Annotated in this window: 29 protein-coding genes and 1 pseudogene; all 30 read left to right on the top strand. The window is 38.3% G+C overall.

Going from position 1 to position 26,234, the window contains the following annotated elements; translation table 11 throughout:
- Positions 1-44 precede the first annotated feature (44 nt).
- The 30 genes and pseudogenes from MUN87_RS01360 to rseP all read left to right on the top strand — a co-directional run bounded on the left by MUN87_RS01360 (position 45) and on the right by rseP (position 26,201).
- Positions 45-269, top strand: a complete 225-nt coding sequence (locus MUN87_RS01360; protein WP_244745598.1) for a flagellar FlbD family protein — start codon at positions 45-47, stop codon at positions 267-269.
- Positions 259-675 (top strand): flagellar basal body-associated FliL family protein, encoded by a 417-nt coding sequence (locus tag MUN87_RS01365; RefSeq protein ID WP_244745600.1) that lies wholly within the window; start codon positions 259-261, stop codon positions 673-675. Before MUN87_RS01360 ends, MUN87_RS01365 begins: the two co-directional genes overlap by 11 nt.
- Before the next feature lie 27 nt (positions 676-702).
- Positions 703-1,704 (top strand): flagellar motor switch protein FliM, encoded by a 1,002-nt coding sequence (gene fliM / locus MUN87_RS01370; RefSeq protein WP_244745602.1) that lies wholly within the window; start codon positions 703-705, stop codon positions 1,702-1,704.
- Positions 1,694-2,872 (top strand): flagellar motor switch phosphatase FliY, encoded by a 1,179-nt coding sequence (fliY, locus tag MUN87_RS01375; RefSeq protein ID WP_244745612.1) that lies wholly within the window; start codon positions 1,694-1,696, stop codon positions 2,870-2,872. Before fliM ends, fliY begins: the two co-directional genes overlap by 11 nt.
- A gap of 21 nt (positions 2,873-2,893) precedes the next feature.
- Positions 2,894-3,256, top strand: a complete 363-nt coding sequence (locus MUN87_RS01380; RefSeq protein ID WP_244745620.1) for a response regulator — start codon at positions 2,894-2,896, stop codon at positions 3,254-3,256.
- Positions 3,257-3,350: 94 nt separating this feature from the next.
- Positions 3,351-3,926 carry a flagellar biosynthetic protein FliO gene (locus MUN87_RS01385; protein WP_244745628.1) on the top strand — a complete coding sequence of 192 codons (576 nt, stop codon included), beginning with the start codon at positions 3,351-3,353 and terminating at the stop codon, positions 3,924-3,926.
- Positions 3,907-4,584, top strand: a complete 678-nt coding sequence (gene fliP, locus MUN87_RS01390) for a flagellar type III secretion system pore protein FliP (RefSeq protein WP_244745637.1) — start codon at positions 3,907-3,909, stop codon at positions 4,582-4,584. The genes MUN87_RS01385 and fliP overlap by 20 nt, the downstream gene beginning before the upstream one ends.
- A gap of 19 nt (positions 4,585-4,603) precedes the next feature.
- On the top strand, positions 4,604-4,873 hold the full coding sequence (fliQ, locus tag MUN87_RS01395; protein ID WP_244745639.1) for a flagellar biosynthesis protein FliQ: 270 nt from the start codon (positions 4,604-4,606) through the stop codon (positions 4,871-4,873).
- A gap of 3 nt (positions 4,874-4,876) precedes the next feature.
- Entirely contained in the window at positions 4,877-5,647 is a 771-nt protein-coding gene (gene fliR, locus MUN87_RS01400) for a flagellar biosynthetic protein FliR (protein ID WP_244745641.1), read from the top strand.
- 3 nt (positions 5,648-5,650) lie between these two features.
- Entirely contained in the window at positions 5,651-6,730 is a 1,080-nt protein-coding gene (flhB, locus tag MUN87_RS01405) for a flagellar biosynthesis protein FlhB (RefSeq protein WP_244745643.1), read from the top strand.
- Positions 6,731-6,957: 227 nt separating this feature from the next.
- Positions 6,958-8,991 (top strand): flagellar biosynthesis protein FlhA, encoded by a 2,034-nt coding sequence (flhA, locus tag MUN87_RS01410; RefSeq protein WP_244745645.1) that lies wholly within the window; start codon positions 6,958-6,960, stop codon positions 8,989-8,991.
- A complete protein-coding gene (gene flhF / locus MUN87_RS01415) occupies positions 8,988-10,097 on the top strand; it encodes a flagellar biosynthesis GTPase FlhF (RefSeq protein ID WP_244745647.1) in 1,110 nt (369 codons plus the stop codon). Before flhA ends, flhF begins: the two co-directional genes overlap by 4 nt.
- 3 nt (positions 10,098-10,100) lie before the next feature.
- On the top strand, positions 10,101-10,955 hold the full coding sequence (locus MUN87_RS01420; RefSeq protein WP_244745649.1) for a MinD/ParA family protein: 855 nt from the start codon (positions 10,101-10,103) through the stop codon (positions 10,953-10,955).
- A 6-nt stretch (positions 10,956-10,961) separates the two neighbouring features.
- Positions 10,962-12,011 (top strand): protein-glutamate methylesterase/protein-glutamine glutaminase, encoded by a 1,050-nt coding sequence (locus tag MUN87_RS01425; RefSeq protein ID WP_244745651.1) that lies wholly within the window; start codon positions 10,962-10,964, stop codon positions 12,009-12,011.
- 7 nt (positions 12,012-12,018) lie between these two features.
- Positions 12,019-14,061, top strand: coding sequence for a chemotaxis protein CheA (locus MUN87_RS01430; protein WP_244745653.1), 2,043 nt, complete (start codon positions 12,019-12,021; stop codon positions 14,059-14,061).
- A gap of 11 nt (positions 14,062-14,072) precedes the next feature.
- Positions 14,073-14,546 carry a chemotaxis protein CheW gene (locus tag MUN87_RS01435; RefSeq protein WP_244745655.1) on the top strand — a complete coding sequence of 158 codons (474 nt, stop codon included), beginning with the start codon at positions 14,073-14,075 and terminating at the stop codon, positions 14,544-14,546.
- A 3-nt stretch (positions 14,547-14,549) separates the two neighbouring features.
- Entirely contained in the window at positions 14,550-15,176 is a 627-nt protein-coding gene (locus tag MUN87_RS01440; RefSeq protein WP_244745657.1) for a chemotaxis protein CheC, read from the top strand.
- Positions 15,173-15,664, top strand: coding sequence for a chemotaxis protein CheD (locus MUN87_RS01445; protein ID WP_244745659.1), 492 nt, complete (start codon positions 15,173-15,175; stop codon positions 15,662-15,664). The genes MUN87_RS01440 and MUN87_RS01445 overlap by 4 nt, the downstream gene beginning before the upstream one ends.
- Positions 15,665-15,692: 28 nt before the next feature.
- Entirely contained in the window at positions 15,693-16,460 is a 768-nt protein-coding gene (locus tag MUN87_RS01450) for a FliA/WhiG family RNA polymerase sigma factor (RefSeq protein ID WP_244745661.1), read from the top strand.
- A 12-nt stretch (positions 16,461-16,472) separates the two neighbouring features.
- Positions 16,473-17,849: a flagellar assembly protein A gene (locus tag MUN87_RS01455; protein WP_244745663.1), complete on the top strand. Its 1,377-nt coding sequence runs from the start codon at positions 16,473-16,475 to the stop codon at positions 17,847-17,849.
- Between the two features lie 136 nt (positions 17,850-17,985).
- Positions 17,986-18,285: a hypothetical protein gene (locus MUN87_RS01460; RefSeq protein WP_244745665.1), complete on the top strand. Its 300-nt coding sequence runs from the start codon at positions 17,986-17,988 to the stop codon at positions 18,283-18,285.
- Positions 18,286-18,295: 10 nt separating this feature from the next.
- Positions 18,296-18,748 (top strand): DUF6115 domain-containing protein, encoded by a 453-nt coding sequence (locus tag MUN87_RS01465; RefSeq protein ID WP_244745667.1) that lies wholly within the window; start codon positions 18,296-18,298, stop codon positions 18,746-18,748.
- 153 nt (positions 18,749-18,901) lie between these two features.
- A complete protein-coding gene (gene rpsB / locus MUN87_RS01470) occupies positions 18,902-19,654 on the top strand; it encodes a 30S ribosomal protein S2 (protein ID WP_244745669.1) in 753 nt (250 codons plus the stop codon).
- 78 nt (positions 19,655-19,732) lie between these two features.
- Complete coding sequence (gene tsf, locus MUN87_RS01475) at positions 19,733-20,620, top strand: translation elongation factor Ts (protein ID WP_244745671.1); 888 nt, start codon at positions 19,733-19,735, stop codon at positions 20,618-20,620.
- Between the two features lie 160 nt (positions 20,621-20,780).
- Positions 20,781-21,503, top strand: coding sequence for a UMP kinase (gene pyrH, locus MUN87_RS01480; protein WP_244717446.1), 723 nt, complete (start codon positions 20,781-20,783; stop codon positions 21,501-21,503).
- Between the two features lie 2 nt (positions 21,504-21,505).
- Positions 21,506-22,063, top strand: coding sequence for a ribosome recycling factor (frr, locus tag MUN87_RS01485; protein WP_244745673.1), 558 nt, complete (start codon positions 21,506-21,508; stop codon positions 22,061-22,063).
- A 119-nt stretch (positions 22,064-22,182) separates the two neighbouring features.
- Positions 22,183-22,950 carry an undecaprenyl pyrophosphate synthase gene (gene uppS / locus MUN87_RS01490; protein ID WP_244745675.1) on the top strand — a complete coding sequence of 256 codons (768 nt, stop codon included), beginning with the start codon at positions 22,183-22,185 and terminating at the stop codon, positions 22,948-22,950.
- A gap of 14 nt (positions 22,951-22,964) precedes the next feature.
- The gene (locus MUN87_RS01495) at positions 22,965-23,747 is read left to right on the top strand and encodes a phosphatidate cytidylyltransferase (RefSeq protein WP_244745677.1); all 783 of its coding nucleotides are present in this window, start codon (positions 22,965-22,967) and stop codon (positions 23,745-23,747) included.
- A gap of 26 nt (positions 23,748-23,773) precedes the next feature.
- Positions 23,774-24,916, top strand: a complete 1,143-nt coding sequence (gene dxr, locus MUN87_RS01500; RefSeq protein ID WP_244745679.1) for a 1-deoxy-D-xylulose-5-phosphate reductoisomerase — start codon at positions 23,774-23,776, stop codon at positions 24,914-24,916.
- A 29-nt stretch (positions 24,917-24,945) separates the two neighbouring features.
- Positions 24,946-26,201 (top strand): annotated as a pseudogene (gene rseP / locus MUN87_RS01505) (RIP metalloprotease RseP).
- Positions 26,202-26,234 lie beyond the last annotated feature (33 nt).

Raw genomic sequence — 26,234 nt, forward strand, 5'->3', positions numbered from 1 at the left:
GGCTGAGAGTTAAGGCAGCATGTAACCCTTAACTCTCTTCATCTATGATTACATTAACAAAACTAAATGGTGATCAGATAACCGTCAATGCGGTGTTCGTCGAACGAGTGGAATCATTTCCTGATACAACGATCACCCTAATTAATCAGAAGAAATTATTTGTGAAAGAACAGGAAATTGTGGTGAAACAAAAAATCACAGAATTTTATAAGCAGATTGGTTTATATCAACTGCAACGAGAAGTAGGTGAACAACAAAATGAATCCTAGATTAATAAGAATTCTTGTCTCCATCCTAGTAGTCATTACCGTTATCGGTGCAGGTGTTCTTTACTTTCTGATGAATCAATCTACCGCAGAAGGTGAAGAAATGTCAATCGATGACATGGTGAAATACTCCTATACAACGGAAGAGATTCGTACCGACCTGGATGATGGAAATTTTGTTCTTATTCAATTCCAATTTATCACCAACAGCTCTGATGCACTAGAGGAGGTCCAAAAAAGAGAATTTCAGATCAAAAATCAATTTATTAAATTGTCAGTAGACCTGACTGCAAATGATTTTAAAGAGAACTTGACGGGGTTAGAAGATAATATGAAAAATGCAATGAATGATCAAATGACTCAAGGTCAAATCATTGATGTATTGATTGTTAGTAAAGTAATTCAGTAATCGTAACTCCGAAATGGAGGTGAAGTTATGGCAGATGAAGTTCTTTCACAAAATGAAATTGACGCATTATTATCCGCTTTGTCTTCGGGTGAGATGGACGCAAATCAGCTAAAAGAAGAAGAAAAAGACAAAAAAGTAAAAGTGTATGATTTTAAACGGGCACTTCGTTTTTCGAAAGATCAGATAAGAAGTATATCTAGAATTCATGATAATTTTGCACGGTTGTTATCTACTTATTTCTCAGCACAGTTAAGGACATATGTACATATCGCTGTGGCGTCTGTTGATCAAATTCCCTATGAAGAATTCATTCGATCTATTCCAACCAAGACGATTTTAAATGTGTACAGTGTGGAGCCGTTGGATGGCAGAATTATTTTTGAATTTAATCCTAATATTGCCTATGCAATGCTAGACAGAATGCTAGGTGGAAGAGGAAGAAGCATTAACAAAATTGATAGTTTAACAGAGATTGAAACAACACTCATGTCACAATTGTTTGAGAAAGCATTAGACAATTTACAAGAGGCGTGGGGCAGTGTGGCGGATATTGATCCGATTCTCGAAGATTTCGAGGTGAACCCACAATTTCTACAACTGGTTTCACCTAATGAAACCGTCGTTGTCGTTTCGTTGGATACGACCATTGGTGACAGCAGTGGCATGATTAATATTTGTATCCCTCATGTTGTTCTGGAGCCTATCATTCCGAAATTATCGGTTCATTATTGGATGCAAAATGAAACGTCCAAAGAACGTAAGCCAGAAGAATATGAATCTATTTCACATAATATTAAACAAACTAGCTTGGATTTATCGGTCGTATTAGGTGAGACATCGATTACTTTGGAAGAGTTTTTGTTCCTTGATCACGATGATACCATTGTGCTCAATAATTCTATTGATCAGCCACTGCAATTACACGTTGATCAGGAACCGAAATTCCATGTTCAGCCTGGTAAACGAAAGCATAAATTAGCCGTACAAGTTTTAGACGACATTAAGGGAGGGGATTCGGATGATGAATGATGGCATGTTATCTCAAGATGAGATTGATGCATTACTCAACGGATCAAACGATACAGAGGCGGAAAGCCAAATAACTAGTACTTCTGCTGGTGACTATTTATCATCAATTGAAGAAGATGCTTTGGGTGAAATTGGAAATATTTCGTTTGGCAGTTCAGCAACCACATTATCCACGATACTGAATCAAAAAGTAGAAATTACAACTCCGACGATCAGTGTAATTGATAAAGGAGACTTAAGAGAAGAATTTCCCAGACCGTACGTCGGGGTGGAAGTGAAATATACCGAAGGATTTACTGGTGCTAATTTATTTGTTTTAGAATCTAAGGATGCTGCAGTGATTGCAGATCTTATGTTAGGGGGTTCAGGAAATCCAGAGACGACTGAACTTAACGATATTCATTTAAGTGCTGTCCAGGAAGCAATGAATCAAATGATGGGAACAGCTGCAACGAGTATGTCTACCGTATTTAATAAAAAAATTGATATCTCCCCGCCAACTACGTCTATTATGGATGTTACTGCAGAAGAAACGAAATCATTAACACCTGATGATGATATTCTCATTAAAGTTTCTTTTCAGCTAAAAGTAGGAAATTTAATCGATTCTAAAATAATGCAATTATTACCTGTAACATTTGCGAAAGATTTGGTAGATCAACTATTTAACACACCGAATGAAGCGGAGACAGTGACATCAGCTCCGTCAGAAGTGAACTCTGGACAAGAAGAAAGTAATCAGTACCAGCAATCAGCACCGAATCAACATGAGGTGGAGCGTCAACAACAACCGCAGCAGTATCAGCATCAGCCGCGACAATTAGGCGGACAAACAACTAGCAGTCACAGTGAAGTGCAATCTGCATCGTTTTCTAATTTTGATGACACACCGCTTCAGGCTACGGAACAACGAAATTTGGATCTGTTAATGGATATCCCTTTACAAGTAACGGTGGAACTAGGCAGAACCAAACGAACAGTGAAAGAAATACTTGAACTATCTTCAGGTTCTATCGTCGAATTAGATAAATTGGCAGGAGAACCGGTAGATATTTTAGTTAACCAGAAATTGATTGCCAAAGGCGAAGTAGTTGTCATAGATGAAAACTTTGGTGTGCGTGTGACAGATATTGTAAGCAAGAAAGATAGACTAAAACAACTAAAATAGACAAATGGAAGGATGAACATAATGGCTCACTCAGTATTAATAGTAGATGATGCAGCATTTATGCGAATGATGATTAAAGATATATTAACGAAAAACGGTTATGACGTAGTAGGAGAAGCACAGGATGGCCAAGAAGCTGTAGAGAAATATAAAGAATTAAAGCCAAATCTGGTCACGATGGACATTACGATGCCAGAAATGGATGGTATTGCAGCGCTTAAAGAAATTAGAGCCAGTGACGAAGATGCAAAAATTATTATGTGTTCCGCTATGGGACAGCAAGCAATGGTTATTGATGCTATTCAGGCTGGAGCGAAAGACTTTATCGTTAAACCATTTCAGGCTGATCGAGTAATCGAAGCAATTTCTAAAGTGCTAGGTTAATGGGGTGATTGGCATTAACCTTAAATGGCTCGTTAGCATCTTTTGTATATGCATCTTTTTTAGTAGTTTACCGGTATCAATAGAGGCAGATACGATGGTGGATGACTTGTTTGAACAACAGGGAGATCAATCGCAAGAACAGCAAGATAACAGCAGTGAAAAAGCACAAGAGAGTGGAAGTTCTGAAGTAGAGGCGCCGAGCTTATTTGGAAGTTTTGTACAGTTGCTGTTAGCTTTAGCGCTTGTAGTTGGACTAATCATCTTTATCTCAAAATTTATCCAGAAGAAAAAAGGATTTCTAAAGAAACATAATGTAATTGAAAATTATGGTGGAATTACAGTAGGAGCCAATAAATCGATCCAAACGGTAAAAATAGGCAATCGTTATTATGTGATAGGGGTAGCAGATAATATCGAGCTGTTGATGGAAATTACCGATGATGCCACGATTGCACAACTAGAAACACAGCAAGACGAGATGACAGATTCTTTAAAAAGCATGGCATTAAAGTGGAGAAACAAATCACCAGAAGCAAAGAAGGAAACGTCAACGGATCAAACCTTTTCTTCTATGTTTCATAAGGAGCTAAACACGATGAAAGAAGGCAGACAGAAATTATTGCACAAACTTAAAGAAGGAAAAAAGAATAATGACGATTCAGCTGATTGATGTTTTTTCTGGTGCGGATTCCGAAAGTATTTCGACTTCCGTACGATTATTATTGCTGTTAACAGTTCTGTCTTTAGCTCCGAGTATTTTAATTTTAATGACCTGTTTCACCAGAATTTTAATCGTACTTTCTTTCGTGCGGACATCACTGGCCACCCAGCAGATGCCTCCTAACCAAGTGTTGATCGGCCTTGCGTTGTTTATGTCGTTTTTTATTATGGCACCGACGTTCCAAGAAGTAAACGAGGAAGCATTGCAGCCACTATTTGAAGAAGAAATAACATTGGAAGAGGCATACACTACAGCTAGTGTGCCATTTAAAGAGTTTATGGCAAAGTACACTAGAGAGAAGGACTTAGCGTTGTTTATGAATTATGCGGAAATCGAAAGACCGGAATCGATTGAGGACATTCCATTAACATCGTTGGTACCTGCATTTGCGATCAGTGAACTGAAAACTGCTTTTCAAATGGGATTTATGATATTTGTCCCTTTCCTGGTGATCGATATGGCCGTTGCCAGTGTTTTGATGTCGATGGGGATGATGATGTTACCTCCCGTGATGATATCTTTACCATTTAAAATATTATTGTTTGTACTGGTGGATGGATGGTACTTGATCACACATGCATTATTGGATGGCTATATTCCATCCTAGGAGAGAGGAGAAAGGCTTAATGAGCGGAGAATTTGTCATTTCACTGGCGAAACAGGGGATTTATACGATTCTAATGGTAACAGGACCACTGCTGATATTGGCCCTTGTTGTTGGGCTGCTTGTAAGTATATTCCAGGCAACCACGCAAATTCAGGAACAAACCTTGGCTTTTATCCCTAAGATTGTTGCTGTATTGCTTGGGATTCTGGTTTTTGGTCCATGGATGCTAGCTACGATGGTCGAGTATACAGCAAATTTATTTCAAAATATCAATCAATTTATAGGATAAGTTATGTTTGAATTAATAGATATTAATCGTTTTCCGGCATTTATTTTAATTTTAGTAAGAGTTTTGACGTTTCTATCAACAATTCCGATTTTTTCGTACCGGAATATACCGACACAGTTCAAAATTGGAATCGGCTTTTTTATTGCCTGGATGATGTTTTATACATTGGACATTCCTGACTTAAGCTTTGATGGGGTTTTTTTGCTGTTGGTGATGAAAGAAGCAATTGTTGGATTGCTGATGGGATTATTGGCATATATCATTATGTCGGCGATTCAGATAGCGGGTGGATTTATCGATTTCCAAATGGGATTTGCTATCGCCAATGTCGTTGATCCGCAAACTGGTGCACAAAGCCCGCTAATTGGTCAATATTTCTATACAATCGCGATATTATTTTTGTTGACTGTGAATGGACATCATTTACTATTAAATGGCCTCATGTACAGCTATGAAGAGTTACCACTGGATCAGATGATGCAGTTCGGCAATATTGAATTGATTTTACAGACGTTTAGTAAAATGTTTCTTATGGCCTTTCAATTAGCGTTGCCGATAGTAGGCTGTCTGTTTTTAGTAGATGTTGCGCTCGGGATCATTGCGAGAACCGTACCACAGTTAAATGTGTTTGTTGTCGGCCTGCCACTGAAAATACTCGTGTCCTTTGCAGCACTGTTCGTTTTTATCCCTTTCTATATTGCAATTTGTAAACAATTATTTCAGTTTACATTACAAACCATGCAAAGTCTTATACAGATGTTCGGAGGTGCTTAATTAATGAAATTACGGTTGGATCTGCAATATTTCGCCGGTGAAAAAACAGAAAAAGCGACTCCGAAAAAAAGGCAGGATGCAAGAAAAAAAGGGCAGGTGGCAAAGAGTCAAGATGTGAATACTGCCATTTTACTCTTTTTTGTATTCATTATTCTATTTGTTACAGGAAGCAGTCTTAAAGAATCAATGACTGGTATGTATGAGAAATTCTTTAACGAATACATTCATCATGAAGTCACAGAGGTGGAAGTATTCAGTATGCTGCAAGATGTATTAATGGAAATCAGTCTGGCAATTGCGCCCATTATGCTAATTGCAATAGTGGCTGGCTTAGCATCGAATTTTTTGCAATTTGGCTTTTTGTTTACAACAGAACCATTGAAAATGAAATTAAATAAAATTGATCCGATTCAAGGTGCAAAACGGATTTTTTCAGCCAGGGCGTTAGTTGAATTGGTTAAATCACTATTGAAAATTGTAGTGGTCGGTGTCATTACCTTTTCGATCATTTGGATGAATCGTGACGAAATGATGATGCTTGCGGATAAAGAAATTAATAATTCGTTAGTGTTTTTTGGTGAAATGACGATTGAAATGGGGATCGCAGCGGCAATAGGCCTTCTGATCATTTCGGTCATTGATTATGCTTATCAGAGATATGACTTTGAAAAACAAAACAAAATGTCCAAAAACGATATCAAAGATGAGTACAAAAACATCGAAGGGGATCCTCTCATTAAATCGAAAATGAAAGAAAGGCAGCGTCAGATGGCGATGCAGAGAATGATGAGCGAAGTGCCGAATGCAGACGTTGTGATTACGAACCCAACCCATTATGCGATTGTTATTAAGTATGATGAGGCAAAAGCAGATGCTCCATATGTTGTTGCGAAAGGAGTCGATTTCGTCGCCCAACGAATCAAAGATATCGCGCGGCATCATGATGTAGTCACAGTAGAAAATCGACCTTTAGCAAGAGCATTATATGATCAAGTCGAGATCGGTGAAATAATCGGAGAAGAATTCTTCCAGGCAGTAGCCGAAATCTTAGCCTATGTCTATCGTATCCAGAAAAAAGTATAACAATCATTGGCTCGTGTTATTTATAAGCCAGAAAATAAATGAACAGCATCACCAAAATAAAGTGTTAGTAAGGCTTCTTATAATACGGAGTATGTCAACTAAATCTCTATGACTATGTGTTAATTTTGTTTTATTCTAAGCAGTTAGTTGACTTAATCCGTATATGTCCATCTAATTAGCAAGTAAGGATCGGATTTTTTTAGTTTTTCTTAAAAGGAGTTGTCAAGATGAAGGCTAGAGATTTCTCTGTTTTACTCGGCGTTATTTCTATTATTATCATGTTAGTCATTCCACTTCCAGGGTGGTTATTAAGTATCTTAATTCTTATCAATATATCTCTAGCATTAATCGTGATACTAGTTTCGATGAATACGACAGAGCCATTGCAATTTTCCGTATTTCCTTCATTATTACTGCTGCTTACGTTGTTTAGGCTTGGTTTGAACGTCTCGACTACGAGGTCGATTTTGTCAGAAGCTAATGCAGGTGGGGTAGTGGAAACTTTCGGGACGTTCGTCATTGGTAATAATCCGCTTGTCGGTTTTGTAGTGTTTGTTATTTTAATTATCATTCAATTTCTGGTTATTACCAAAGGTAGTGAACGTGTATCTGAAGTCGCAGCCCGCTTTACATTAGACGCAATGCCAGGGAAACAAATGAGTATTGATGCAGATTTGAATGCAGGTATGATTAATGAACAGCAGGCGAAAGAGCGAAGAGAGAAAATTGAGCATGAAGCTGATTTTTATGGGGCCATGGACGGTGCCAGTAAGTTTGTAAAAGGGGACGCTATTGCGGGAATTATTATTGTGTTAATTAACATTATATTTGGCTTAATTATTGGAGTGGCGCAACTAGGGTTAAGTTTCAATGAAGCAATTGATGTCTATATGCGATTGACAGTAGGGGATGGACTTGTAAGTCAAATACCAGCCCTTTTAATATCTACTGCGACAGGTATTGTCGTGACAAGGGTTGCTTCAGATGGTAATTTAAGTGCAGATGTCAGCAAACAGTTATTACGTTATCCAACCTTACTTTATATTGCAGGGGGGACAATCTTTTTATTAGGTTTGACCCCGATAAACTTTCTGTTAACGACAGTGATAGCTGCTGTATTGATAGTTAGTGCGTATACATTGTCAAGGAAATCGCAGGAAGAAGCAGAACCAACTCAAGAACAAATCGATGAGTCCGATTCAGAGGAAATGCGTTCACCAGAGAATGTCGTTGGTTTGATCAATATGGATCCGATTGAATTTGAGTTCGGTTATGGGCTCATTCCATTAGCTGATTCAAATCAAGGCGGTGATTTATTAGACCGGGTTGTTATGATCCGCCGTCAGCTAGCAATTGAATTAGGTCTTGTCATTCCGGTTGTTCGAATAAGGGATAATATTCAGTTAAATCCAAATGAATACCGTTTGAAAATTAAAGGAAATGAAGTAACTAGAGGAGAATTGCTTCTGGATCATTATTTAGCAATGAGTCCTGGTATTGATGAAGATGATCTCGACGGTATTGACACCGTTGAGCCAGCTTTTGGTCTTCCAGCGAAGTGGATTACGGAAGAAACAAAAGATGATGCTGAGATGTCTGGTTATACAGTGGTGGATCCGCCATCAGTTGTATCGACTCATATAACCGAATTAGTCAAACGATATGCACATCAGCTAATCGGACGGCAGGAAACACAGCAACTCATCGATCATTTGAAAGAAACGAATCCAATACTTGTAGAAGAAGTAACACCAGATCCTTTATCTGTCGGTGATGTTCAGAAAGTATTAGCGAAACTGTTACGTGAACAAATATCTATAAAAAATTTGCCCGTTATATTTGAAACATTGGCTGATTTTGCCAAGATGACGACAGATACTGATTTATTGACAGAGTATGTAAGACAATCATTATCAGCCCAGATAACCAATGACATTGTTCAGGGAAGACCACAGCTTAAAGTTATTACGGTATCAGGAGAAGTAGAGAAATTAATCGCAGAGCACATACAGCAAACAGAACACGGCAGCTATTTAGCAATGGATCCAGATACACAACAACGTGTCGTCCATTCTGTTGCTGAAAATGTTGAAAATATGAGTTTGCAAGAAGAAATGCCCGTCATTCTGTGTTCGCCGACGATCCGGATGTATTTCAAACAACTGTTGGACCGTTTCTATCCACACGTCGTCGTTCTTTCTTACAATGAAATTGAGCCAACTGCTGAAATTCAAAGCATCGGGGTGGTGAAAGTAGCATGAAAGTGAAAAAATTTAAAGGATCAACAATGCCGGAAGTGATGCAAGTTGTTCGCAAAGAGTTAGGTGCAGATGCTGTTATTTTAAATTCGAAGGTAGTCCATGAAGGCGGATTTCTAGGACTCTTCCAGAAAAAGAAATTAGAAGTGTTAGCGGCAGTAGACGAGGTAAACATAAGAAAATCGTCACCATCCGCACCATCATATGTGCAATCAGTTCCCTATCCTAAGCCTGAGAAGGACGAAGCAAATGCCGAGGTTTTGCAAGAATTGCGACAAATGAAATTATGGATGCAACAAAATGTCTCGCAGTCTAACGAAGCGATACTTCCTGAACCTTTACAGCCTTTGTATCAAAAAATGATCAGACAAGAGATCGATCATGACATTGTCCATTCACTTCTGCAAACTATAGAGGACAGATCTGATGGACAATTTCCGGAAGAAAGTGAGTTATGGCGACAATTGGCATTTGAAATCAAGCACCGGTTAGCAAATAAAGGCAGTTTTGGTGGTGAAATTTTTGATAAACAAATTATTCATCTTGTTGGTCCTACAGGTGTAGGTAAGACAACCACGATTGCCAAACTGGCTGCACACTGCGTACTGAACAAACGGAAAAAAGTTGCTTTTATTACCACTGATACCTATCGAATAGCTGCAATTGAACAATTAAAGACCTACTCAAAGATACTCGATGTACCGATTGAGATTGCTTATAATGTTGAGGATTATCAGATGGCTAAAGAAAAGTTCAGAGACTATGATCATATTTTTGTCGATACTGCTGGAAGAAACTTCAGAGATGAAAAATACATTCGGGAATTAGGAAAGATTGTAGACTTGAATCATGAGGTGAATACGTATCTGGTCATGTCATTAACGACGAGAACGACAGATTTAGAAGCGACTTATTTGCAATTTGACAAGATACCAGTCAAACAACTTATCTTTACCAAAAAAGACGAGACTAGTATATATGGATCGGTACTAAATATGTGTTTGAAATATAATATCGGGGTAGCATATATGACGAATGGTCAGGATGTACCAGATGATATTGAAGAAATGTCCATCGAAAAAATGGCGAAATTAATAGTTGGTGATTAAATAATGGTCGATCAAGCAGCGAAGCTAAGAGAAAGATTAAAAGGCATGCATCAGTTACCCCAGGCGAAAACAATAGCTGTAGTCAGTGGAAAAGGCGGTGTTGGTAAATCTAATTTTGCACTGAATTTTTCCCTGTCATTAGCTGACAGAGGAAAAAAAGTATTACTGTTTGATTTAGATGTCGGTATGGGTAACATTGATATATTATTAGGTAAAAATGCTAAGTATTCCATTTTTAATCTTTTTGAGAATAAATTGTCGATTTATGATATTATAGAAATAGGTCCAAATTCCCTTTATTATATCGCGGGTGGCAGTGGCCATAATCATATTTTTTATCTGGATCAGGATAAATTAACGTATTTTTTGGAGCAATTGGAATTGTTGATGACAGAATATGATTACATTCTTTTTGACATGGGCGCTGGTATTACCCGAGAAACCATTCATTATATACTTGCTGTGGATGAATGTATGCTCGTTACCACCCCGGAACCAACAGCATTGACTGATGCGTATTCCATGATGAAACAAGTAGTACACCAACAACGTGTACCTTTTTACTTAATTATGAATCGGGCAACAAATCAGAAGCAAGGCATGGAGATGATGAACCGAATGACGAATGTGGCAAAACGATTCTTACAACAAGATGTACACCCGCTAGGTATTATTCCTGATGATTCGAGTGTTACTAACGCAGTCATTGCACAGCAGCCTTTCGTACTACACAACAGGCAATCGAAAGCATCTAGAGCTGTCCAATCAATTGCCGGTCAATATGTAGGGGAGTCCGTCAAGAATCAAGATAACAGAGGTTTTCTGAACAAACTCAAAAGACTTTTAACAGAAAGGTAGAACGTAATGATAAGAAAGCGTGTATTAGTGGTAGATGATTCAGCATTCATGCGGAAAATGATTTCCGATATTATTCGTTCATCTGACTCTCTGGAATGTGTCGACACTGCCAGAAATGGTGAAGACGCATTGAAGAAAATAGAGAAGTGGAAACCAGATGTGATTACATTGGACGTTGAGATGCCAATCAAGGATGGAATCCAGACATTGACAGAGATTATGGAACAAAATCCGCTGCCGATCGTGATGCTTTCCAGTCTGACTAAGTCAGGAGCAGATAAAACGATTGAAGCTTTATCTTTAGGAGCTGTCGACGTAATTGCGAAACCGTCGGGTTCTATATCATTAGACATAAAGAAAATCGAAACAGAAATTATTCGCAAGGTTAAGAATGCAGCCACTGCCAACGTGAAGTTAACAAAAAAGCGTACGTCAGAGCGTGTACAAGCTTCTTACAAACCGATTCAAAGTGATAAACCAATTGTAGCTATTGGTTCCTCAACAGGTGGGCCAAGAGCATTACAGCAAGTAATTACGAAATTACCAGCTGATTTCCAGGCTCCTGTCGTGATTGTTCAGCATATGCCGAAAGGTTTTACAAAGTCACTTGCAGAACGACTGGATAAATTGTCCCTATTAGCAGTCAAAGAGGCTGAAGATCAGGATGTGATCGAGAAGGGAAAGGTGTATTTAGCACCAGGAGGAAAACACTTTAGAATAATCCGTAGAGGACAGCAAATGGTTGCAAGTGTTACACGGGAAGAACCGGTAAATGGTCATCAGCCATCAGTGGATGTACTGTTCGATTCCGTTGCCAATCTGAAAAGCTGTCATCCAATTGCAGTCGTTCTGACTGGTATGGGAAGTGATGGATCAAAAGGCATTATTCAATTAAAACGAAACCATCCTAAAACGATTGCCATTTCACAATCGGAAGCAACCTGTGTTGTATACGGAATGCCACAAGCAGCAGAAAAAACAAGTTTAATAGATTATGTTCACGATATTGATGACATACATACAGTTTTGGTACAAAAAATCCCTAAGAAGAGGTGAAGGGTCAGTGGAGAACAATGAGTATCTTGAAGTGTTTATTGAAGAGAGCAAAGAGCATATTCAGTCACTTAATGACCAGTTATTAATATTAGAGAGTGAACCAGCGAATATGGATACGATCGGTGAAATTTTTCGTTCTGCTCACACATTGAAAGGAATGGCAGCAACGATGGGGTATCAAGACCTTGCTGATTTAACTCATAAAATGGAGAATGTCCTGGATGCGGTGCGTAATCATCATGTAGATATTACGTCACCAATTATAGATGTGCTATTTCAAGCAGTCGATCAATTAGAAGGAATGGTTTTTGACATAGCAGATGGTGGAGATGGAGCAGCAGATGTTAAGGAGTTGGTCCATACTTTACAGGCAATTGAACAAAAACAGGAAATTGGACAGGCAGAACCGACGAAAGATGCGGTATCTGCTAAAACAGCAATCAATCAGACAAATCCATTTGCACAGCTTGACCAATTTGAATTAGCAATTTTAGATCAATCAAATGAAAATGGCTATCAGAATATACAGGTTACTGTGAAGTTAAATGAAAATTGCCTGTTAAAAGCAGCAAGAGTTTATATGGTGTTTGAAGTCTTAGAGCAAGTTGGCGAAGTAATTAAATCAAATCCAACCGTTCAGGAGCTCGAAGAAGAGAATTTCGACTTAGCTTTCCACGTCCTGCTTGTAACAAAGGATACTGCCGAGCAGGTGAAACAGAAAATTTTGAAAGTTTCTGAAATAGAAGAGGTAATTACGGAAAGCTTTTCGTCTGTCCAGGTACAAGATCAGGGGGATGCGTCTTCGAATGAATCGGAGGATACACAAAAAGCAGACGAATCTCCGTCAGCTGATCACAAACAACAACAAGTTGCCAATCAGAAAAAGAAAACCAACGGCGTATCGAACAAAACCATTCGTGTGAACATCGATCGTCTTGATGGTTTGATGAATCTTTTTGAAGAATTAGTCATAGACAGAGGTCGATTAGAACAAATATCGGCCAATCTTAAACACGCAGAATTGCAAGAAACAGTTGAGAGAATGACACGAATATCGGGCGATTTGCAAAACATCATCCTCAATATGCGTATGGTTCCGATTGAACAAGTATTTAATCGTTTTCCTCGTATGGTTCGCCAATTGTCAAAAGATTTAGGCAAACAAATTAATCTCGAGATCATCGGAGCTGAGACAGAACTAGATCGAACTGTCATTGACGAAATAGGAGATCCACTTGTTCACTTAATTCGAAATGCGCTAGATCACGGGGTAGAAACACCAGATATACGAAAACAAAACGGAAAAAATGAAGAAGGACGTTTATTATTAAAAGCCTATCATAGTGGTAATCATGTCTTTATCGAGATTTCAGATGATGGAGCTGGCATTAATCGAGATAAAGTAATTAAGAAAGCTATTAGCAATCAAGTTATTACAGAAGAAGAGACAGGCCATTTAACGGACAAACAGGTTTATCAGCTGATTATGTCAAGTGGTTTCTCCACAGCAGATAAAATCAGTGATGTTTCAGGCCGTGGTGTTGGTTTGGATGTTGTAAAAAATACGATTGAATCGCTTGGCGGTACCATCACGATAGAGTCGGAAGAGGGGAAAGGGTCATTATTCTCTATTCAGTTGCCATTAACGTTATCGATTATTCCAGTGCTCTTGGTAGAAGTAGTGAACGAAAAATATGCAGTTCCACTTTCATCCATTATCGAGACGGCAATTATTAACAAAGCCGATATTTTGAATGCGCATAATAAGCAAGTGATAGATTTTCGTGGGAAGGTAGTACCATTAATTAATCTAAAGCAAATCTTTGAAGTACCTGCAGAGGAAGAGGAAGAAACATTTTATTCCGTTGTTATCATTCGAAAAGGGGACAAAATGGCCGGGTTGGTTGTAGATCGTTTTATTGGTCAGCAAGAAGTGGTATTGAAATCCTTAGGTGATTACTTAGGTGATGTATTTGCTATTTCAGGTGCGACCATTTTAGGGGACGGTCAAGTTGCCCTTATTATTGATACTAATTCTTTAATAAATTAGGAGGTGTCAGAATGAAGGAAGAGACAAGTAACCAGAAATCTATCATTATTGAATTGCAAAAAGAAGAATATGCTATCCCGGTAGAGGTTGTTGGTGCAATTGAACGGATGCAGCATATAACGAGAGTGCCAAGAACAGCTTCATTTGTCAAAGGAGTTATTAATCTTAGAGGTGTAGTTACTCCGATCATTGATTTAAGAGAACGATTCGGAATGGAGACGGAAGACTACACAGAGAGTACGCGTATTATTATTGTGCATATGGGACAATACAATGTCGGTTTTATCGTCGATGCAGCCTATGATGTACTTGATATTCCGGAAGAATCGATCGAACCAGCACCACAAGTTATTGGTACAGTTGATGCCGATTATATTAAATCAGTAGCCAAGGTGGATAAACGGCTAATTCTTATGTTGGATTTGGAAAAAGTGTTATCCCAGGAATCCTATCAAGCAGCTAAATCATCAGAGTTAGAGGGCTAAAAGATGGTTCATATGGAGAATTTATCTCAACACCATCTGGATGTTTTGCAGGAAATAGGTAACATCGGAGCAGGTAATGCAGCGACAGCTCTATCAGCTCTGTTAAATAAAAAAATAGATATGAAGATACCCGCTATTAAAATAGTTGAATTTAACGAATTAATGGAAGATGTCGGAGGACCTGAGGAAGTGATTGTCAGTGTTTTTCTTCGCATCCAAGGCGAGGCTCCTGGCAGTATGTTCTTTGTATTATCACCAAATGAAGCTAGTTCCCTTGTTGAACAAGTTACCGGTAATGCCTCCGATGATTTAACAGAGAGTGATTTAGCGTTGTCAGCTATTTCAGAGATAGGTAATATTCTTTCAGGTTCGTACCTGTCAGCGCTATCTGACTTTACATCGATAAACTTGCAACCTACCGTACCGAATGTAAGTATCGATATGGCCGCGGCCATTCTGATGCAAGGATTGATCGAAATTTCGATGGAAAGTGATTACGCAATTATGATAGATACGACCATTAAAGAGGAAGGGGAAAGGTCTTCATCAATTAAAGGGCACTTTTTCTTGCTGCCTGATCCAACATCTTTTGATAAGATTTTTTCTTCATTAGGAGTAGAGGACCAATGATCGTAACAGAACCAATAGTGAAAGTTGGAATAGCAGACTTAAAGATTACGAATGTGCCTCATTCACTAAAGACATCTGGATTAGGTTCCTGTGTCGGTGTGGTCATTTATGGTCGGAAGCTGGCAGGGTTAGCACATGTGATGCTGCCTGACTCTACTACTTCTAAAAAACAACTTTCCAATCCAATGAAATATGCTGATACCGCAATTGACTTATTGGTCGAACAGTTGTTACACGAAGGAGCCCGTCACTCAAATCTGCAAGCTAAAATAGCTGGAGGTGCCCATATGTTCTCCTTTCAATCCAATAACAGCATGCTGAAAATTGGTGACCGCAATGTTGAAGCAGTTTTAGCGAAATTGGAGCAGTACCATATTCCGGTAGTTGCACAGGATGTGGGCGGATCGAAAGGAAGAACGATTGAATTTAACATTGCAACAAGCATGCTGAAAATACGGACAGTCAATAGTGGTGTCGTAGAAATTTAATGCCAACATATAAGGGAGAGGTGATTCGATGGTCAAAGATATATCAGTTGAAAAAAAATTATGGAATAAATGGTTGCGTAATAAAAATGATGAGAATGCCAATGAGTTAATCGAAAATTATATGTATCTCGTACATTACCATGTCCAACGAATCGCAGTGAACCTTCCTAAGAACGTGAACAAAGAAGATATTAGAAGTCTGGGCTTAATTGGATTATATGATGCCATTCTGAAATTTGATAATAGTCGTGATTTGAAATTCGATACGTATGCCTCTTTTCGAGTCAAAGGTGCGATAATAGATGGATTAAGAAAAGAAGACTGGCTTCCCCGTTCAACACGAGATAAAGTAAAAAAAGTCGATCAGGCTACCATTCTATTGGAACAAAAATTGCAACGTAATGTTACCACAAATGAAGTTGCAGAGTACCTAGAACTACCGGTTGATGAAATCGAAGAAATTATAAAGGATAGTTTCTTCTCTAATTTGCTATCAATGGAAGATAAAAATAAAACAAGTGAAGAATCAAAAGAAGGAATCGGCTATTTAATTGCGGACGATCGCGAACCTTTACCAGAAGGCAACATGATCCAGCAAGAAAACTATCGTGAATTAACAACCTGTATTCAACAGTTGAATGAGAATGAACAAATGGTACTCAGCTTATTTTATGATCAAGAGTTAACCTTTACGGAGATAGGAAAAATCCTGGAATTAACCACGTCAAGGATATCACAAATTCATAAACAAGCCATTGTGAAAGTTCGTCAGTTGTATCAAAAAATAAATAAGTAGGCGGGGCTTGAAATGAGTGAATTAAAAGAAAATATCGTGATAAAAGTAAGTCATGATCGCTTATCTGCTACCTTACTATTAAAGAAACCGGAGCTTATTGATACGCTCACTTTTGAAGAAATACAAGAAGTGTTGAACGAAAACAATATTACATACGGAATACTTGATTTAAACAAAATTGATTGGAAGACACAGCTGACCGAGGAGCAAAGAATTGTTATAGCAAAAGGGAAAGTACCTGTTAATGGCGAGGATGGCAAATTGTTGGTTCGTCAATCAACAGAGAACGAGCTGGGAGAAGAAGAGAAGTCTTCTTTTCGTGATGTTCGTAAGATTCCTATGGTGGAAGTAGATGACCTGTTAGCACAAGTGATCCCACCAACGGAAGGGGAAGCAGGAATAGACGTTTTTAAACAGCCGCTCCGTCCAAGAAAGGGGAAACCATTACCAATTACAGCTGGACAAAATGTAAATTTCGACAAAGATCAGCTCTCGTATTTCGCTTTAGCTGCCGGACAATTATCGATTGTCAACCATGTCATTCAAGTTCATCCATTATATGAAGTGAATGGTGATTTGTCATTGAAAACAGGTAATATAGAATTTAATGGTTCGGTTAGTATTAAAGGTAATGTTCCGAGCGGATACAGAGTCAAAGCCAAAGGTGACATTATTGTATATGGGATTGTTGAAGGGTCATTTTTGTCTGCAGATGGTAACATTACCATAAGAGAAGGGATTGCAGGAATGGATAAAGCGAAAATCCATGCGGCCGGAGATATCGAAGTGGCCTATATTAATCAGGCAGAGGTTACGGCAGGACGTGATCTAAAAGTAAAAAAATCGATTATGCAGTCTCAATGTGAAGCACAGGAAAATATATTCTGTCCAAATGGTAATATTATTGGCGGGAGTTGCTCGGCTGGGAAAATCATTGAAGTGAAGAATCTTGGAAATATGGCAAATCTAAAAACAGTTCTTTCTTTTGGAGTAAGTAAAAAGATTATCGATCGTGTAAATAAACTTAATAAAAAGCGGACAGAATTAGACAACAATAAGCAAAAATTGCGAATGCTGGGAGATCAGTTGATCGAAAAGAAAAAGGCGGTAGGAGAATTACCAGCGAAAGAACGGATAATGTTACTAAAGCAACGTAACATGTTCGAGATTACAACCGAGCAACTACAGCAAGTTACCGATGAATTGAGCGAATTGCAATTTGAAATAAGTAACTTTGCCGGTCTAAAGCTTTTCGTCAGGGGCAGAGCATATGAAAATGTAGAACTGTTCTTCGGTAAATACAAACGTTTATTAAACCAAGAACATGTTCATTTTGAAGCATGTTTAGATGAAAAAGAAATCGTTATTCAATCTTCTCCGAGTAAGTAATACACGAACAATAACTTTCTGATAAGTTTTTCGCTAGCAATCAGTGGTGTTCAACACCCCACTGATTGAAGTCTCACTTTATGTTGGTTTCTTTGTTATACTGAAAGTAACAAATCCTTGCGAGAGGGCTGAGAAGATGAGTTGGAAATCGGTGGAGATGCAAGTTGCGTTGCCAAGAGTGCAGGATGCAGGGAAACTCCAGGATCAAATGCAGCAACAAGGCAGAATTGGTCAAAACCAGCTTCAGCAGACATTGTTGCAGGAAGAAATGCACAAGCGATCAAAAGTAATGAAGCAGCAGGAAACAAGTCATCTCAAAAATAACAAACAAACATCTGAGAATCGTCAGCTACAGGCATCTTCTGATCCATCAGACGTGCAAAATCCTCCGGTCAGGCATCCGTATTTAGGAAATAAATTCGATATTAACGGTTAAGAGGTTGATTATGCAATATTTAATTTTATTTAGTTTTATTATTCATATCATTACATTTATTATTATCAGACAGTTAAAAAACAAAATAGATAACATGCACGCTGTCGAGGCAAAGGTAGATGCACAAGTTAAAAGTATAGAAGACACATTAGCGCTGTATTTAGTCGAAATAAAAGAAGAAAACGATCAATTCATTCAAGAAATGACGAAATCCCAGCAATCGACTGCAAAGAATAAACCGGAAAATTCGAGGCAGGCAGAACCAGATGAACCTGCAACACACTCCGGATATTATCAACCAGTTTCGACAATCGATCATGTAGAAGATGTCGTGGAACATTCTCTTGCCGGATCCATACTGCATCTGCGGCAACAAGGTCTTACCGTTGACCAAATAGCGAAAAAATTAGATAAAGGTAAAACAGAAGTAGAATTAATCTTGAAATTTCAACAAAAAAAATGATTTTCTCTTGCTTGGCGCTGCACGTTGTGGTATATTAGTTTTTGGTGTTAAATACACACGTTTGTGGATGATGCGAGAGGTGCTATTATATAGTCCTCGTATCGTATGAAACAAATGGAGGATAAAAAAACCATCTTATAGGAGGAAAAAGTTATGGCAGTTATTTCAATGAAACAACTACTAGAAGCTGGTGTTCATTTCGGACATCAAACACGCCGTTGGAACCCAAAAATGAAGAAATATATCTTCACAGAGCGTAACGGCATTTACATCATCGACTTACAGAAAACAGTGAAAAAGGTAGAAGAAGCGTATAATTTCGTTAAAGAAATCGCTGAGAACGATGGAACTGTTTTATTCGTAGGTACGAAAAAACAAGCACAAGAATCTGTGAAAGAAGAAGCGATCCGTTCTGGTATGTACTTCGTTAACCAACGTTGGTTAGGCGGAACGTTAACAAACTTCGAAACTATTCGCAAACGTATCAACCGTTTGAAAGATATCGAAAAAATGGAAGAAGACGGAACTTTTGAAGTATTACCGAAGAAAGAAGTTGTAGGTCTTCTAAAAGAAAAAGAACGCTTAGTGAAATTTTTAGGCGGTATTAAAGAAATGAATAAAATTCCTGATGCTTTATTCATTATTGACCCGAGAAAAGAACGTATTGCTGTTGCAGAAGCACATAAATTAAACATTCCAATTGTAGGGATTGTAGATACTAACTGTGACCCTGATGAGATTGATTATGTAATTCCAGCAAATGATGACGCAATTCGTGCTGTGAAACTTCTTACTGGTAAAATGGCAGATGCTATTTTAGAAGCGAAGCAAGGAGAAGTAACAGAAGAAGCTGCAGAGCAAGCAGAAACTGCTGAAGAAAAAGCAGTGGAATCTGCAAGCGAGTAATGAAAGGTTTTGGTGATAAGAGGGAGACCTTTTATCACCTTTTTTTCAGCAATATATGAATTCAAGGAGGAATCTCTAATGGCAATTTCAGCACAAATGGTAAAAGAATTACGTGAAAAAACTGGTGCAGGTATGATGGACTGTAAAAAAGCACTTCAAGAAACAGATGGTAATATCGAACAAGCGGTTGATTACCTACGTGAAAAAGGTATTTCAAAAGCAGCTAAAAAAGCAGATCGTATTGCAGCAGAAGGTACTGCGTTTGTAGAAGTTTCTGGTAATGAAGCGGTATTATTAGAACTGAACTGTGAAACAGATTTCGTAACGAAAAATGACCAGTTTAAAACATTAGCACAAGAGCTTGCGAACCATATCTTATCTCAAAAGCCAGCTACTGTGGAAGAAGCTTTACAACAGCCATTAAATGGTGACGGAGAAACGTTAGAAGCGTTTATTAATGCTAATATTGCAAAAATCGGTGAAAAATTATCATTACGTCGCTTTGAATTAATTAGCAAAACAGATAACGATGCATTCGGTGCTTACACCCATATGGGTGGTAACATCGGTGTGGTTACTGTACTTGAAGGCACTACTGATGAGCAAGTTGCAAAAGACATTGCAATGCACGCAGCTGCTGTTAACCCTAAATACTTATCTCGTGATGCAGTTTCTGCAGAAGATGTAGAAAAAGAACGTGAAGTTCTAAAAACACAAGCATTAAACGAAGGTAAACCAGAGCATATTGTTGAAAAAATGGTAGAAGGCCGTTTAAACAAATTCTTTGAAGAAATTTGTCTTTTAGAGCAAAGCTTCGTTAAAGATCCTGATCAAAAAGTAAAACAAATTGCTAAAAACCATAATGCGACAGTTGCCTCATTTGTACGTTATGAAGTTGGTGAAGGTATCGAGAAACGTGAAGATAACTTTGCTGAAGAAGTAATGAGTCAAGTTAATAAAAAATAAGCTGGAAGAGAAGAGGGGGCACATGGTGTCCCTTTTCTTTGAAAGTAAACATCCAACGATTAATGTACGAACTTTAGGATAAGAATAAGTGAAAATTACTGCCTATTACTTGGCGAGTAACTAATTTTTCTTTATAATATTTACATATATGGAGGTAATTATGGCTACTGCTAACTACAGAAGAATCGTTCTAAAATTAAGTGGTGAAGCACTAAGTGGTGTTCAAGGGTTTGGTCTTGAGCCATCTATCATTCAATCTGTCGCAAAACAAGTGAAAGATATTGTTGAGCTAGGTGTAGAGGTTGCAATTGTTGTTGGTGGTGGCAATATTTGGCGTGGTAAAGTTGGCAGCGAAATGGGTATGGATCGTGCTAACGCTGATTATATGGGGATGCTAGCAACAGTAATGAACTCTCTAGCGCTGCAAGACAGCTTAGAGAACGTAGGAATTCCGACACGCGTGCAAACATCAATTGAGATGCGTCAAGTGGCAGAACCTTATATTCGCAGAAAAGCAATCCGTCATTTAGAGAAAAAACGCGTTGTTATTTTTGCAGCCGGTACTGGTAACCCATATTTCTCAACAGATACAACAGCGGCATTAAGAGCAGCCGAGATTGAAGCAGATGTTATATTGATGGCGAAGAATAATGTCGATGGTGTTTACACAGCAGACCCGAAACTCGACAAAGATGCCAGGAAGTATGACGAATTATCCTATCTGGAAATTTTAAATGAAGGATTAGGTGTAATGGATTCCACTGCATCTTCCTTATGTATGGATAACAATATCCCACTGCTTGTATTTTCGATTTCAGAAGAAGGAAACATTAAAAAAGCTGTAATTGGTGAAAATATTGGAACAATTATAAAGGGGAGTTAATCATGTCTCAACAATTACTTAACGAAACAAAAGATAAGATGAGTCAAGCGGCGAAAGCTTACTCAAAAAATTTAGCAACAGTTAGAGCTGGAAGAGCGAATCCAGCAATCCTTGACAGTGTTCAAGTAGAATACTATGGTGCATTAACACCATTAAATCAATTGTCTTCTATTTCTGTACCAGAAGCGAGATTATTAGTCATAACACCATTTGATAAATCATCTGTATCTGATATAGAAAAAGCAATTCAAAAAGCAGATTTAGGTCTTTCACCTTCCAATGATGGTAATGTGATTCGTATCAGTATTCCTGCATTAACAGAGGAACGCCGTAAGGAACTAGTCAAAGTAGTTGGTAAGTATGCAGAAGAAGCGAAAGTACAAATTCGTAACATTCGCCGTGAAGCAAACGATCAATTAAAGAAAGACGAGAAAAATGGTGACATTACGGAAGACGATTTAAGAGGCTTCCAAGACGACGTTCAGACAGAAACAAATGCACAAATTAACAAAATTGACGAATTAACTAAACAAAAAGAACAAGAAATTATGGAAGTATAAGCAAAAAAAAGGTAGAATATATGTTGAGTGTAGAAGCCCTCTTGCTAAGAAGAGGGTTTTTCCACTTTATATAGTATAATAAATAAAAAAGAACCGGTCTTACATAATGGAGGATACTTATGCGTTTGTTTAAACTTCCTTTTAACAATAAAAAAGAGAAAAACGTCGAAATCTCAACGGACCTATCAGAAAATATTCCGAAACATATTGCGATTATCATGGATGGTAATGGCAGATGGGCTCAGAAACGTGGGTTGCCACGTATTGCTGGTCACCGTGAAGGGATGGATAATGTCAAAAGGATTGTAAAAGCAGCGAATCTGCTTCAAGTGGAAGTATTAACACTTTACGCTTTTTCAACGGAGAATTGGAAGCGGCCTTCGAATGAAGTAGAATATCTGATGAGATTGCCGATTGATTTCCTGCAGCATTATTTACCTGAACTAGTAGAAGAGAATGTTCGTGTGCAGACAATTGGAGAAGCGCAAGATTTACCAGCCAACACTCAAAAAGCCATTCTCAATGCAAAGCAGCAAACAGCTGACAACACTGGTTTAATCTTAAATATTGCGATAAATTATGGTAGTCGATTTGAAATGATCCGCTCTATTAAAGAAATATGTGAAGAAGTTCAGGAAGGCAAGTATGGGATTGATGAAATTACAGAAAATACATTAAGCCATCATTTGTATACTTCACAGTTAGAGGATCCGGATTTATTGATTCGTACAAGTGGTGAACTGAGACTGAGTAATTTCCTGCTCTGGCAGGCTGCCTATTCAGAGTTGTGGTTCACTGAAACACTTTGGCCTGACTTTCATACAGAAGAATTTGAAGAGGCTATCCGCGACTATCAAAAAAGAAAACGTCGTTATGGCGGTATATAAGGTGTGAGATTATCATGAAAACTAGAATTATAACGGCTATCGTGGCAATATTACTTTTTTTCCCCATCATATTTTTAAGTGGATTAACATTTAAAATCGTGATGTATATCATTACAACGATAGGTTTTTTGGAATTGTTACACATGAGAAATATGACAAGATTTCCTATTCCTACTTTTTTGGGAGTAGCTTTTCTTTGGTCGTTGTTAGTGTACGATGAATTCTTATACTTCTCTTCAGGACTTGAACTGCTTATGTTTTTTGTGCTGATTTTATTAGGTTATACGGTCCTGGTAAAGAACAAATTCACTTTTGAGGATGCTGGCTTTTTGATTTTAGCATCTATTTATGTAGGTTTAGGCTTCTATTACGTGATTGAAACGCGAGAGGTCGATAATGGACTAGTCTATATTTTTTATGTTATTCTTGTGATATTATCAACGGATTCCGGTGCCTATTTCTTTGGAAGAGCATTTGGTAAACATAAATTGTGGCCGAAAATCAGTCCTAAAAAAACAGTAGAAGGTGCGTTGGGTGGTATACTGCTTGCCTGTATTGTAGCGGTAGTATTTGATTACTTCTTTCCCGTGCCAGGTGCGCTGTTTGAATTGATTATCGTGACGATACTGTCATCCATATTTGCTCAAATTGGTGATTTAGTCGAGTCGGCGATTAAACGACATTATGATGTGAAGGATTCAGGTAAACTGTTACCAGGTCACGGCGGAATTCTCGATCGGTTTGATAGCTGGTTATTTGTATTTCCGTTGTTACATTTTATCCATTTCATCTCATAAACTAATAGAAGTTGGAGCGTTCTACTATGAAAAATATCACATTATTAGGTGCAACCGGATCAATTGGTTTGCAGACATTGGATGTTATCCGAGAACATAACGATAAATTTCGATTATTTGCTATTGCATTTGGTAAAAATGTTGATAAGGCAATTGATATTATCGAATCCTTTCATCCCAAAAAGATTGTGGTGCAAGAGGAATCAATTAGACAGCAGTTGTTAGCACATAACGATCAATTAACCATTTTACTCGGAAACGAAGGTATGGAAGAAATCAGCGCGGATGCTGATACGGACGTATTAGTTAATGCGGTAATGGGTAGTATCGGTCTAAGCGCTACAATTACAGCAATTAGACATAAGAAACAGATTGCCATAGCTAATAAAGAAACATTAGTGACTGCCGGTCATATTGTGATGGCAGAAGCAAAAAAATATGGGGTGGACTTGCTTCCGGTTGATAGTGAGCACTCAGCCATTTTTCAAGCATTAAATGGGGAACATGCTAAAGATGTACATAAACTTATTCTTACAGCATCAGGTGGAAGTTTCCGAGATAAAAAGCGTTCTGACCTCCATGGAGTAACCGTACACGATGCTCTCAACCATCCAAATTGGAGTATGGGTGCTAAGATTACGATCGATTCTGCTACGATGATGAACAAAGGTTTGGAAGTAATTGAAGCACATTGGCTATTTGATATGGCCTATAACAAGATCGATGTCATTCAGCATAAAGAAAGCATTATCCACTCTATGGTTGAATATGTTGATAACAGTGTTATTGCACAACTGGGTACACCGGATATGCGCGTGCCGATTCAGTATGCTTTGACCTATCCGGATCGCATGGCGTTGCCAGCATCTAAGCGTCTTGACTTGGTTGAAATCAGTACTTTGCATTTTGACAGAATGGACACTGAACGCTTTCCATGTCTTGCTTTTGCTTATGAGGCAGGTAATAAAGGTGGTTCATTACCTACGGTGTTAAATGCAGCCAATGAGGCAGCAGTTGATTTGTTTTTAAATGAGAAGATTACCTTTTTAGAAATCGAAGAAGTGATTGCTAATGCAATGGCACATTATCCATTTATCGATCAGCCTGATATCAGTGCTATTCAAAAGATTGACCAGGAAGTTCGACAGCAAATCTATGAAAAATATTGATTACGAGTGTGAGGGAAGGAGTGCTTTGATTGACGACCATTATTGCCTTTATATTAATGTTCGGTTTGCTTGTATTTGTACATGAATTTGGCCATTTTTATGTTGCCAAGAAAACAGGCATGCTTGTTCGGGAATTTGCGATCGGGTTCGGCCCTAAAGTATTCTCGATTGTGAAAAATGAAACCTTATATACTATCCGGTTATTACCTATGGGGGCTATGTTCGGGTTGCCGGTGAAGATCCCGAGATAATTGATATTAAACCAGGTCAACATATCGGATTAACGTTTAATAATGATGGGGAAGTAAATCAGATCATCGTAAATAATAAGGCAAAGCATCCTGATGCCTTCATTATCGAGGTAGAACATATTGACCTTGATCATAATTTGACGATTGAAGGCTATGAAATAGACGAAGAGAAGAAGTACTCCTTCCGTGTAAATGAAAAAGCTGACTTTATTATGGATGAACGATCCACGCAAATAGCGCCTTACAATCGACAGTTCGGATCGAAATCTCTTGGACAGCGAGCTTTGCAATTATTCGCTGGTCCATTAATGAATTTTGTCCTAACGATTGTGATTTTTATCGTCCTTGCAAACATTCAAGGTGTACCTGTCGATGATGTACGAATAGGATCTGTTGTCGATGACAGTCCTGCGCAAGAAGCTGGACTACAGGCTAATGATACTGTAATTGGCATTGAAGGTTCATCGATTAGTTCCTGGGATGAATTTCAGGAGATCGTGCAGTCCAGTCCCAATGAATCGTTAGAAATGACTGTCCTGCGAAATAATGAGCAATTGGCAGTAGAGGTAACTCCAGCTGCTGTTGAGACTGCTGAAGATACAATTGGACAGGTTGGGGTGACACTGGCCTTAGAGAAATCATTTCTACGCGCTATTCCATACAGTTTGGAAGAGACCTATCGCTGGTCTACTTTAATTCTGACAAATGTAACGAAATTAATTACCGGTCAGTTTTCGATTGATGTTTTATCAGGTCCGGTTGGTATATATGATGCAACCGACCAGGTAGTGAAAACTGGTTTTATGAATTTTATGACGTGGACCGCGGTGCTGAGTGTTAACTTAGGTATTATGAATTTATTACCATTACCTGCACTTGACGGAGGCCGACTATTATTTGTCGGATTAGAAGCAGTGAGAGGAAAGCCAATTGATCCTCAAAAAGAGGGTATTGTGCACTTTATTGGATTTGCTTTATTAATGCTGCTGATGATTGTTGTAACGTGGAATGATATCCAACGCTTATTCTTATAAAAGATTTTCATCAAGCGGCGAAGCGGGTATTAG

Source organism: Gracilibacillus salinarum (assembly GCF_022919575.1).
Classification (GTDB): Bacteria; Bacillota; Bacilli; order Bacillales; family Amphibacillaceae; genus Gracilibacillus; species Gracilibacillus salinarum.